Annotated in this window: 1 protein-coding gene (running past one end of the window); it reads left to right on the forward strand. The window is 75.1% G+C overall.

All coding sequences use genetic code 11. From position 1 onward, the window contains the following. Positions 1–12,510 carry the start of a type I polyketide synthase gene (locus A6A06_RS20935; protein ID WP_073762802.1) on the forward strand. Its footprint extends 15,960 nt past the window's final position, so the window shows 12,510 of its 28,470 coding nt (coding positions 1–12,510); it begins with the start codon at positions 1–3; its stop codon lies off the right edge, out of view.

Here is a 12,510-nt window from a genome sequence, read left to right on the forward strand (position 1 = left end):
ATGGACCAGGAACAGAAACTCCGCGACTACCTGAAGCGGGCCAGTGCCGATCTGCGGCGCTCCCGGCAGCGGGTGGGGGAGCTGGAGGCAGCGGCCCGCGAGCCGATCGCGATCGTGGGCATGAGCTGCCGCTTCCCGGGAGGGGTGAGCAACCCCGAGGAGCTCTGGAACCTGCTCGCCGCCGACGGGGACGGCATCACCCGTTCCCCCGCCGACCGCGGCTGGGAGCTGTCGGCCGAGGACGCCGGGGAGTTCTCCGGCGGCTTCCTGCACGACGCGGCCGACTTCGACGCCTCCTTCTTCGGGATCTCCCCGCGTGAGGCGCTCGCCATGGACCCGCAGCAGCGGCTGCTGATGGAGTCCTCCTGGGAAGCCTTCGAGCAGGCCGGCATCGACCCGGCGGCGGTACGGGGCACCAGGACGGGCATGTTCGTCGGTGCGATGCCCCAGGAATACCGGGTGGGCCCCGACGACGACGTCCAGGGCTTCGCCCTGACGGGCACCACCACCAGCGTCGTCTCGGGCCGGCTCGCGTACTTCTACGGCGCCGTCGGCCCGGCGGTCACCATCGACACCGCCTGCTCCTCCTCCCTCGTGGCGCTGCACCTGGCCGCCCACTCCCTGCGCCAGGGCGAGTGCTCCCTGGCGCTGGCCGCCGGCGTCACCGTGATGTCCAGCCCCACCACCTTCGTGGAGTTCAGCCGCCAGGGCGGGCTCGCCGCCGACGGGCGCTGCCGCTCCTTCGCCGACTCCGCCAACGGCACCGGCTGGGGCGAGGGCGTCGGCGTCCTGGTCCTCGAACGCCTCTCGGAGGCCCGCCGCAACGGGCACGAGATCCTGGCCGTCATCCGGGGCTCCGCCGTCAACCAGGACGGCGCCTCCAACGGCCTGACCGCCCCCAACGGCCCCTCGCAGCAGCGTGTCATCGAGCAGGCGCTGGTCAGCGCCCGGCTCTCGGCCGACGAGATCGACGTCGTCGAGGCGCACGGCACCGGCACCACCCTGGGCGACCCGGTCGAGGCCCAGGCGCTGCTGGCGACCTACGGCCAGGGCCGCGAGGCGGACCGCCCGCTGCTGCTGGGCTCCGTCAAGTCGAACCTCGGTCACACCCAGGCGGCGGCCGGCATGGCCGGCGTCATGAAGATGGTGCTGGCCATGCGGCACGGCCTGCTGCCGCGCACGCTCCACGTGGACGCGCCGTCCTCGCACGTCGACTGGACGCAGGGGTCCGTGCGCCTGCTCACCGAGCAGGAGTCCTGGCCGCAGGGCGAACGGCCCCGCAGAGCCGGCATCTCCTCGTTCGGGCTCAGCGGCACCAACGCGCACACGATCCTGGAGGAGGCCCCGGCCGCCCCGGCCCCCGAGGCCGGCCAGGAGGACACGGAGCCCGTGGCCGAGCCCGTGGCCGCGGGCGCCGTCCCGTGGCTCGTCTCCGGCCGTACCCGCGAAGCGATGCGCGCCCAGGCGGCGCGGCTGCTCGAACACCTCGCGTCGGCCCCCGGCCTCGCGCCCGTTGACGTGGCCTACTCCCTGGCCACGGCCCGCTCCGGCATGGAGCACCGCGCCGCGTTCACCGCGGCCGACCTCGACGGCGCCCGCGCCGCCCTCACCGCGCTCGCCGACGACGCGCCGGCCCCGGGCCTGGTGCAGGACACCGCCCGGACCCGGTCCAAGCTGGCCTTCCTCTTCACCGGCCAGGGCTCCCAGCGGCCGGGCTCCGGCCGCGAACTGGCCGCCCGCTTCCCCGTCTTCGCCACCGCCCTCGACGAGGTCCTCACCCACCTCGACCAGGGCCTCGAACGGCCCCTGAAGGACGTGCTGTTCGCCGCCGAGGGCACCCCCGAGGCCGCCCTGCTCGACGAGACCGGCTACGCCCAGCCCGCGCTGTTCGCGATCGAGGTGGCGCTGTACCGGCTCGTCGAGTCCTTCGGCGTCAAGCCGGACCACCTCGCCGGACACTCCATCGGCGAGATCGCCGCGGCGCACGTCGCCGGGGTCTTCTCGCTGGCCGACGCCGCTGCCCTGGTGCTCGCCCGCGGCCACCTCATGCAGGCGCTGCCCGAGGGCGGCGCCATGGTCTCCCTCGAAGCCACCGAGGAAGAGGTCCTGCCCCTCCTGGAGGACCGGCAGGACCACGTCTCGGTCGCCGCGGTCAACGGACCCGCCGCCGTCGTGATCTCCGGCCGGGCCGACGAGGTCACCGCCGTGGCCGAGCACTTCACCGCGCTGGGACGCAAGACCAAGCGGCTGCGCGTCTCGCACGCGTTCCACTCCCCGCTGATGGAGCCGATGCTGGCGGAGTTCCGCACCGTCGTCTCCGGGCTCACCCCCCAGGCGCCCGTGATCCCGGTCGTCTCCGGCCTGACCGGCACCCTCGCCACGGTGGAGCAGCTGACCTCCGCCGACTACTGGGTGGACCACGCCCGGCACGCCGTACGGTTCGCCGACGCCCTCACCTGGCTCGACGGTCACGGCACCGCCACCTTCCTGGAGCTGGGCCCCGACGGCGTCCTGTCCGCCATGGCCCAGACCTGCCTGGCCACCGCCGACGGCGCCGCCGACTCCGCCGACCCCGCCGACACCGTCCCCGCGACGCTCGCCGTGCTGCGCAAGGGCCGCCCCGAGGCCGAGACCCTCACCGCCGCGCTGGCGGGACTGCACACCCGCGGCGTGACCGTCCAGTGGGAGCCCTACTTCCAGGGCACCGGCGCCCAGCGCGTCGAACTGCCCACCTACGCCTTCCAGCGCCGCCGCTACTGGCCCAAGAGCGTGCTCGCGGGCGGCGGCGACATGCGCGCCGCCGGCCTGGGCGCGGCACACCACCCGCTGCTGTCGGCGGCCGTGTCGGTCGCCAACTCCGACGGCCTGCTCCTCACCGGCCGGCTGTCGCGGCGCACCCACCCCTGGCTCGCCGACCACGCCGTGCGCGGCACGGTGCTGCTGCCGGGCACCGCCTTCCTGGAACTGGCCGTACGCGCCGGGGACGAGGCCGGCTGCGGCCGCGTGGAGGAACTCACCCTGGCCGCACCGCTGGTCCTGCCCGAAGAGGGTGGCGTCCAGGTGCAGGTGTGGGTGGGCAGCCCGGACGAGTCCGGCCGCCGCGCCGTGAGCGTCCACGCCCGCCCCGACGGGCCGGAGGAGCTCCCCTGGACCCAGCACGCCGCGGGCACCCTCGTCGCCGGCGAGCACCGCGCCGACTTCGACGCCACCGTCTGGCCCCCCGCCGACGCGCGTCCCCTGGACCTCGACGGCTTCTACGACCGCATGGCCGACACCGGCTTCGCGTACGGCCCCCTCTTCCAGGGCCTGAGCGCCGCCTGGCGCGGCGGCGACGCCGTCTACGCCGAGGTGACGCTGCCGCAGACCGACGGCGCCGACACGTCGTTCGGCATCCACCCGGCCCTGCTGGACGCCGCGCTGCACGCCGCGGCCTTCGTCGACCTCGGCGAGGACAGCCGCGGCGGCCTGCCCTTCGCATGGCAGGACGTCACCCTGCACGCGAGCGGCGCGAGCACGGTCCGCGTGAAGCTGACCCTGGCCGACGACGACGCGGTGGCCATCGCCGTCGCCGACACCACGGGCGCCCCCGTCGCCTCCATCGGCTCGCTGGTCCTGCGCACCATGCCCGACGAGGGCCTCAGCACCGCCAGTTCCCTTGTCCGCGACGCCCTGTTCGAGCTGCGCTGGACCGAACCGCGCCAGGCCGCCCAGGCGGCGCCCGCCGCGCTCGCCCTCCTCGGCCCGGACCACTTCGGCCTGGAGCAGGCCCTGACGTCGCCGGACCTCACGGTCACCGCGCTGCCCGGCCTGGACGACGCCCCCACGCACGTCCCGGACGTCGTCCTCGCCCCCGTCGCGGGCGCGGCCGGCGCCACCGGTGACGTCGTCGTCACCTCCGTGCACGCCCACACCGCCCATGCCCTGGACCTCCTGCGGACCTGGCTCGCGGACGAGCGGTACGCCGCGTCCCGGCTGGTCTTCGTCACCCGGGGCGCGGTCGCCACCGACGCCGGGCAGGCGCCGGACCCGGTGGCCGCCGCCGTCTGGGGCCTGGTGCGCGCCGCCCAGAGCGAACACCCGGACCGCTTCGCGCTCCTGGACCTCGACCCCGGCACCGCCGAACCCGCCGCGGAACCGCTGACGCGGGCCCTGGCCCTCGACGAGCCGCAGACCGCCGTCCGCGGCACCGCCGTGCTCACCGCGCGGCTCGCCCGCGCCCAGGTGACGCAGGCCGGTACCGAGTGGAACCCCGAAGGCACCGTGGTCCTCACCGGGGCCACCGGCGGCCTGGGCCGCGTACTGGCCCGGCACCTGGTCGCCGAGCGCGGCGTACGGCACCTGCTGCTCGCCAGCCGCCGCGGCCCCGACGCCGACGGCGCCCGGGAACTCGTCGCCGAACTGACCGGGCACGGCGCACAGGTCGCCGTCACGGCATGCGACCTGGCCGACCGCGAGGCCGTGCGGCGGCTGCTGGCCGGCGTGCCCGCCGAGCACCCCGTCACCGCCGTCGTGCACAGCGCCGGCACCCTCGACGACGGCGTGATCGAGTCGCTCACCCCCGAGCGGATCAGCGCCGTCCTGCGGCCCAAGGCCGACGCCGTCTGGCACCTCCACGAGGCCACCCAGGACCTGGACCTGGCCGCCTTCGTCGTCTTCTCCTCCCTCTCCGGCACCGTCGGCGCGGCGGGCCAGGGCAACTACGCCGCCGCCAACGCCTTCCTCGACGCGCTCGCCCAGCTGCGCCGCGCCCAGGGCCTGCCGGGACTCTCCCTGGCCTGGGGCCCGTGGGTGCCCACCACCGGCATGACCGGCGGCCTGACGGACGAGGACCTCGACCGCCTGGCCCGGATGGGCACGCCCGCCCTCACCGAGGAACAGGGCACCGCCCTCTTCGACGCGGCCACCGCCTCGGACGCCGCCGTCCTGCTGCCGACCCGGCTGGACCTGTCCGTCCTGCGTGTCCAGGGCGACATACCGCCGCTGTGGCGCGGCCTGATCCGCACCCCGGCCCGCCGCGCCGTGGTCGCGGGCTCGGAGACCGCCGTCACCCTCGTACAGAAGCTGTCCCGGCTGGCCGAGACCGACCGCCGCGAGGTCGTGCTCGACCTGGTGGCCGGTCAGGTGGCCGCCGTACTCGGCCACGCCGGCACCGCCGACATCGACCCGCGGCGACCGCTGCGGGAGCTGGGCTTCGACTCGCTGACCGCCGTGGAACTGCGGAACCGGATCAGCGCGGCCACCGGCCTGCGCACCGCCGCCACGGTCATCTTCGACTACCCGACCGTCGACGCCCTCGCCACGCACATCCTCGGCGGCCTCATGGGCTCCGAGGCCGCCGCCGCTGCCGACGCCCCCCGCGTCGCCGCCACCGACGAGGACCCCATCGTCATCGTCGGCATGAGCTGCCGCTACCCGGGCGGCGTCGCCTCGCCCGAGGACCTGTGGCGACTGGTCAGCGAGGGCACCGACGCCATCTCCGGCCTGCCCACCGACCGGGGCTGGGACCTGGACGCGCTCTACGACCCGGACCCGGACCGCATCGGCACCTCCTACTCCCGCTTCGGCGGATTCCTGCACAACGCCGCCGAGTTCGACCCCGCCTTCTTCGGCATGAGCCCCCGCGAGGCCCTGGCCACCGACTCCCAGCAGCGGCTGCTCCTCGAAGCGTCCTGGGAGGCCGTCGAGCGGGCGGGCATCGACCCGGTGTCCCTGCGCGGCAGCCAGACCGGCGTGTTCGCGGGCGTGATGTACAACGACTACGCCACGGTGCTCTCCGGCGGTCAGTTCGAGGGCCACCAGGGCAGCGGCACCGCCGCGAGCGTCGTCTCCGGCCGCGTCTCCTACACCCTCGGCCTCGAAGGCCCCGCCGTCACCGTCGACACCGCGTGCTCGTCCTCGCTGGTCGCCATGCACTGGGCGATGCAGGCCCTTCGCGCGGGGGAGTGCTCCCTCGCGCTGGCCGGCGGCGTCACCGTCATGTCGACACCGGGCGCCCTCATCGAGTTCTCCCGGCAGCGCGGACTGTCCCCGGACGGCCGCTGCAAGGCGTTCGGCGACAGCGCCGACGGCGTCGGCTGGTCCGAAGGCGTCGGCGTCCTCGTCCTGGAGCGCCTCTCCGACGCCCGCCGCAACGGGCACCACGTCCTGGCCGTCGTCCGCGGCTCCGCCGTCAACCAGGACGGCGCCTCCAACGGCCTGACCGCCCCCAACGGCCCCTCCCAGCAGCGGGTCATCCGCCAGGCGCTGTCCGCCGCCGGCCTGTCCGCCACGGACGTCGACGCCGTCGAGGGCCACGGCACCGGCACCACCCTCGGCGACCCCATCGAGGCCCAGGCCCTGCTCGCCGCCTACGGCCAGGACCGCGACGCGCAGAGCCCGCTGCTGCTGGGCTCCGTCAAGTCCAACATCGGCCACACCCAGGCCGCGGCCGGCGTCGCCGGTGTCATCAAGATGGTCATGGCCATGAGCCACGGCGTGCTGCCCCGTACCCTGCACGCCGACGAGCCGTCCTCGCACGTGGAGTGGGACTCCGGCGCGGTGCGCCTGATCACCGAGGAGACCCCCTGGCCGCAGGCCGACCGGCCGCGCCGCGCCGCCGTCTCCTCCTTCGGTTTCAGCGGCACCAACGCCCACCTCATCGTCGAGGAGCCGGCGGCCGCCCCCGAACAGCGCGAACAGCCGGCACTCACCCCGGCCGTCGTGCCCTGGACCCTGTCGGGCAAGAGCCGGGCCGCGCTGCGCGACCAGGCCGCCCGGCTGCGGTCCTTCCTCGACGAGCGCCCCGCCCTCGACACGGCCGACGTGGCGCTCTCCCTCGCCACCACCCGCTCGGCCTTCGACCAGCGCGCCGTCGTCACCGGCGACCGCGACGACCTGCTGCGCGCGCTGGCCAGCCTGGCCGCCGACCGCCCCGACACCGCGCTCACCGACGGCGAGACCGGCGGCGCCGGCAAGCTGGCCGTGCTGTTCGCCGGACAGGGCAGCCAGCGCCCCGGCGCGGGCCGTGAGCTCGCCGCCCGCTTCCCCGCCTTCGCCGAGGCCCTGGACGAGGTGACCGCCGCCCTCGACGCGCACCTGGACCGCCCCCTCAAGGACGTCCTGTTCGCCCCGGAGGGCAGCCCCGAGGCGGAACTGCTGGTCCGCACCGAATGGACCCAGCCGGCCCTGTTCGCCATCGAGGTCGCACTCCACCGGCTGCTGCGCACCTGGGGGATACGCCCCGACATCCTGCTGGGCCACTCCATCGGCGAGATCGCCGCCGCGCACGTCGCGGGCGTCCTCACCCTCCCCGACGCGGCCCGCCTGGTCGCCGCGCGCGGACGCCTGATGCAGGCGCTGCCCGAAGGCGGCGCGATGATCTCCCTCGAAGCCACCGAGGACGAGGCCGCCCCGCTGCTCGCCGGACGCGAGCACGAGATCTCCCTCGCCGCCGTCAACGGCCCCCGTGCCGTCGTCGTCGCCGGAGAGCTGGCCGCGGCCGAGGAGATCGCCGCCCACTTCGCCGCACAGGGCCGCAAGACCAAGCGCCTGAAGGTGAGCCACGCCTTCCACTCGCCGCTCATGGAGCCCGCGCTCGACGCCCTCCGCGAGGTCGCCGAGCAGCTCACCTACGGCGTGCCGGAGGTGACCGTCATCTCGGGCCTCACCGGACGGCCCGCCACCGACGACGAACTGCGCTCCCCGGACTACTGGGTCGCGCACGCCCGCGGCACCGTCCGCTTCGCCGACACCGTGCGCGCGGCGCACGCCTGCGGCGCGGGCACCTTCCTCGAAATCGGCCCCGACAGCGCGCTGTCGGCACCCGCCCAGGACACCCTGGGCGACGAGACGGACGCGGACATCGTCGCGCTGCTGCGCGCCGGGCGCGGCGAAGAGCGCTCCGCCGCCACCGCGCTGGCCCGCCTGCACGTACGCGGCACGGCCGTCGACTGGCCCGCGTACCTCGCCGGCACCGGTGCCCGCACCGTCGACCTGCCCACCTACGCCTTCCAGCACGAGCGCTACTGGCCCGAGCAGGCCCCGGTCCTCCTCGCGCAGGGCGCGGCCGACCCCGCGGACGCCGAACTGTGGGGCTCCGTCGAACGCGGCGACGCCGCGGAGCTGGCCTCTCTCCTGGGGTTGCGCGACGAACAGCACGCCTCCCTGTACGCGCTGCTGCCCGCGCTGTCCTCCTGGCGCCAGCAGCGGCACGAGAAGGCGCTGCTGGACTCCACCCGCTACCGCGTCTCCTGGCGGCCCGTGCGGGCGGCCGCCGCGCCCGTCCTCGAAGGCACCTGGCTGCTCGTCACCACCGACGGCATCGACAGCGACGAGATCCTCGACGCGCTGCGCGGCCACGGCGCCCAGTTCGAAACCCTCGTCCTGGACGCCGCCTGCCTCGACCGCGCCGAACTCGCCGCCCGGCTCGACGCCGTACGGGCCGAGGGCCACACCTTCTCCCGCGTCCTGTCGCTGCTCCCGCTCGCCGACCGGCCCGGCCACCGGCCCGGCGCCGAATCGCCGGCCGGGCTCGCGCTCAGCATCGTGCTGACCCAGGCGCTCACCGACACCCCGCTCGACGCCCCCCTGTGGACGCTCACCCGCGGCGCGGTCACCACCGGCGCGGCCGACCCGCTCACCAACCCCCTCCAGGCAGCGGTCTGGGGACTGGGACGCGTCGCCGCCCTGGAGCACCCGCAGCTGTGGAGCGGCCTGATCGACCTGCCGGCCACCCTCGACGCCCCCGCCACCCAGCACCTCGTCAGCGCGCTGGCCGCACAGGGCGGCGAGGACCAGCTCGCGATCCGCTCCACCGGAGCGCTCGGACGGCGCCTGGTGCGCCACCCGCAGGCCGAACTGCCCCCGGCCGACGCGTTCACCGCGCGCGGCACCGTCCTCGTCACCGGCGGCACCGGCGCGCTCGGCGCCGAGACCGCGCGCTGGCTCGCCCGCAGCGGCGCCGACCACCTCCTCCTCACCAGCCGACGCGGCCCCGGCGCACCCGGAGCCGCCGAGCTGAAGGCGGAGATCGAGGACCTGGGCGCCGAGGTCACCATCGCGGCCTGCGACACCGCCGACCGCGACGCGCTCGCCGCCCTCCTGGCCTCCGTACCCCAGGAGCACCCGCTGACCGGCGTCGTGCACGCGGCAGGCGTCGGCCAGAACGCCGCCCTCGCCGAGACCCCGCTGGACGCCGCCGCCGAGGCGATGGCCGCCAAGATGCTCGGCGCGGCCCACCTCGACTCCCTCCTGGACGGCCACGACCTGGACTTCTTCGTCCTCGTCTCCTCGATCGCCGGAGTGTGGGGCAGCGCCGGACAGAGCGCGTACAGCGCCGCCAACGCCTACCTCGACGCCCTCGCCGAGCACCGGCGCGCCCGCGGGCTGCCCGCCACCTCCGTCGCCTGGGGCCCCTGGGCCGAGGCCGGCATGGCCACCCACGAGGCCGTCACCGACGAACTGCACAAGCGCGGGCTGCGCTTCCTCGCCCCCGCGACCGCCATCGCCGAACTGCGGCGCGCCGTCGTCCACCAGGACGTCACCGTCACGGTCGCCGACATCGACTGGGAGCGCTACCACCCGGTCTTCACCTCCACCCGGCACAGCGCCCTCTTCGACGAACTGGGCGAGGTCCAGGCCCTCGTACGCGCCGAGGGCGACGCCGGGAACGCCGCGCCGGAGTTCGCCGCGCGCCTGCGCGGCCTGGACCAGGACCAGCAGGAACGACTGCTGGCCGACCTGGTGCGCGCCGAGGCGGCCGTCGCCCTCGGCCACGACTCCGCGGACGCCATCCCGGAGCGGCGGGCCTTCCGCGACGCGGGCTTCGACTCGCTGACCGCCGTGGAACTGCGCAAGCGGCTGGCCGCCCTCACCGGCCTGTCCCTGCCCGCCACCCTCGTCTTCGACTACCCGACCCCCACCGTCCTCGCCCGCCACCTGCGCGAGGAGATCCTGGGCACCGGTGCCGGCCGGGCCGTTCCCGCGGCCGTGGCCGCGGGCAGCTTCGACGAGCCCATCGCCATCGTCGGCATGAGCTGCCGCTTCCCCGGCGGCGTCCGCTCCCCGCGGGAGTTCTGGGACCTCGTCTCCGAAGGCGTCGACGCGATCACCGACTTCCCCGTCAACCGCGGCTGGGACACCGGACTGCACCACCCCGACCCGGACCACCCCGGCACGACGTACTCCAGCCAGGGCGGCTTCCTGCACGACGCGGGCGAGTTCGACGCCTCCTTCTTCGGCATCTCGCCGCGCGAGGCCCTGTCGATGGACCCCCAGCAGCGGCTGCTGCTGGAGACCACCTGGGAGGCGTTCGAGTACGCGGGCATCGACCCCGCCACCGTCCACGGCAGCGCCACCGGCACTTTCATCGGCTCCACGTACCAGGAGTACGGACTCGGCGTCGAGGACGGCTCCGCGGGCCACCTGGTGACCGGCACCAGCCCCAGCGTCCTCTCCGGACGCCTGGCCTACCTCTTCGGCCTCGAAGGCCCCGCGGTCACCGTCGACACCGCCTGCTCCTCGTCCCTCGTCGCCCTGCACCTGGCCTGCCAGTCGCTGCGCAACGGCGAGAGCTCCCTGGCCCTGGCCGGCGGCGCGACCGTGATGACCAACCCCAACCCGTTCGTCGCCTTCAGCCGCCAGCGGGCCCTGGCCAACGACGGGCGCTGCAAGGCGTTCTCCGACAGCGCCGACGGCATGACCCTCGCGGAAGGCGTCGGCATCCTCGTCCTGGAGCGCCTCTCGGACGCCCGGCGCAACGGGCACGACGTCCTCGCCGTCGTCCGCGGCTCGGCCATCAACCAGGACGGCGCCTCCAACGGCCTGTCCGCCCCCAACGGCCCCTCCCAGCAGCGCGTCATCCGCCAGGCCCTGGCCAACGCGGGTCTGGAACCGGCCGACATCGACGCCGTCGAGGCCCACGGCACCGGCACCGCCCTCGGCGACCCCATCGAGGCGCAGGCCCTGCTCAACACCTACGGCCAGGACCGCACCCCCGAGAACCCGCTGCTCCTGGGCTCCGTCAAGACCAACATCGGCCACACCCAGTCGGCGGCCGGTGTCGCCGGCGTCATCAAGATGGTCATGGCCCTGCGCCAGGGAGAGCTGCCGCGCACCCTGCACGCGGACACCCCCTCCAGCCACATCGACTGGACCCCCGGCACCCTCGCCCTGCTGAACGAGCCCGCCGAGTGGTCCGAGGGCGAGCGCCTGCGCCGCTGCGCGATCTCCTCCTTCGGCATCAGCGGGACCAACGCCCACACCATCATCGAAGAGGCCCCCCGCCCGCAGGAGACGGCCGCCGACCAGCCGGTACCCCCGGCCGGTGACGCCATTCCCTGGATGCTGTCCGCCCGTACCCCGGGCGCACTGCGCGCCCAGGCGGCCCGCCTCGCCGCGCACCTCGACGGCGACCGGGCACCCGGCGCGCTGGACGTCGCCCACAGCCTGGTGGCCTCGCGCACCCTCTTCGACCACCGCGCCGTCGTCGTCGGCACCGACGACGAGTCCCGGCGCGCGGCCCTCGACGCCCTCGCCACCGGCGGCTCCGCACCCGGCGTCGTCCAGGGCACGGCCGACACCGACGGCAAGACCGTCTTCGTCTTCCCGGGCCAGGGCTCCCAGTGGGCCGGGATGGGAGCGCGGCTCCTCGAAGAGTCCCCGGTCTTCGCCGAGCGCCTGACCGAATGCGCGACCGCCCTCTCGGAGTTCGTCGACTGGTCACTGCTCGACGTACTGCGGCAGACCGACGGCGCGCCGACCCTGGACCGCGTCGACGTCGTCCAGCCCGCCTCCTTCGCCGTCATGGTCTCCCTGGCAGCACTGTGGTCCTCCCACGGCATCACCCCCGACGCCGTCGTCGGCCACTCGCAGGGCGAGATCGCGGCGGCCGCCGTCGCCGGAGCGCTCTCCCTCCAGGACGCCGCCCGCGTCGTCGCGCTGCGCAGCCAGGCCATCGCCCGCGGGCTGGCCGGGGCCGGCGCCATGATGTCCGTACCGCTGCCCGCCGCGGACGTCGAACAGCGCCTCGCCGCGTACGAGGGACTGTCGATCGCCGCCGTCAACGGCCCCCGGTCCACCGTCGTCTCCGGCTCCATCGCGCCGATGGACGCCCTGCAGGCCGAACTGGTCGCCGAGGACGTCCGCGCCAAGCGCATCGCCGTGGACTACGCCTCGCACTCCGCGCAGGTCGAGATGGTGCGCGACGAACTGCACACCATCCTCGCGCCGGTGCGCCCGCGCCCGGCGCAGGTGCCCTTCTTCTCCACCGTCACCGGCGACTGGCTCGACACCACCGTCATGGACGCCGGGTACTGGTACACCAACCTGCGGCAGACCGTCCACTTCCAGCCCGCCATCGGCGAACTCCTCGACCAGGGGCACCGCTTCTTCATCGAGGTCAGTTCCCACCCCGTCCTCTCCATGGGCATCCAGGCGACCGCCGAGGAAGCCGGCGGCCCGGCCGCGGTGCTCGGCACGCTCCGGCGCGACACGGGCGGCACCGACCGCTTCCTGACCTCCCTCGCCGAAGCC

This window comes from Streptomyces sp. CB02923 (genome assembly GCF_001905005.1).
In the GTDB taxonomy this organism is placed as follows: domain Bacteria; phylum Actinomycetota; class Actinomycetes; order Streptomycetales; family Streptomycetaceae; genus Streptomyces.